The following is a 326-nucleotide window of genomic DNA, read 5'->3' on the forward strand; positions in this document are numbered from 1 at the left end:
ACGGCGACGTTCTGGGTGGTCTGGCCGGGGGCGAAGGTGAGCGTGCCGGTCGTGGCGGTGTAGTCGGAGCCGGCGGTGGCGGTGCCGTTGGCGGTGGCGTAGGTGACCGTGATGGTCTTGCCGCTGGCCGCCGACAGGGTCACCGGGACGTTGGCGGTGGTGGTGCCGCTGTTGCCTTCGGTGATCGTGGTGTTGCCGATGGAGAGTGTCGGCGGGGCGTCGTCGTCGACGATGGTGCCGACGGCGTGGCCGTCGCCGAGGGTGGCGCCGGTGACCGCGGACAGGTCGAGACTCAGCGTCTCGTCGGGCTCGTCGAGGGTGTCGCC

1 protein-coding gene is annotated in these 326 nt (G+C 71.5%); it reads right to left on the reverse strand.

Annotated features, from left to right (window positions below):
* Positions 1–326 (reverse strand): Calx-beta domain-containing protein (locus tag ACYQ1K_RS27970; RefSeq protein WP_459986902.1); only part of this gene is annotated, 326 nt, incomplete at both ends.

The organism is Nocardioides sp. AN3, assembly GCF_054653495.1.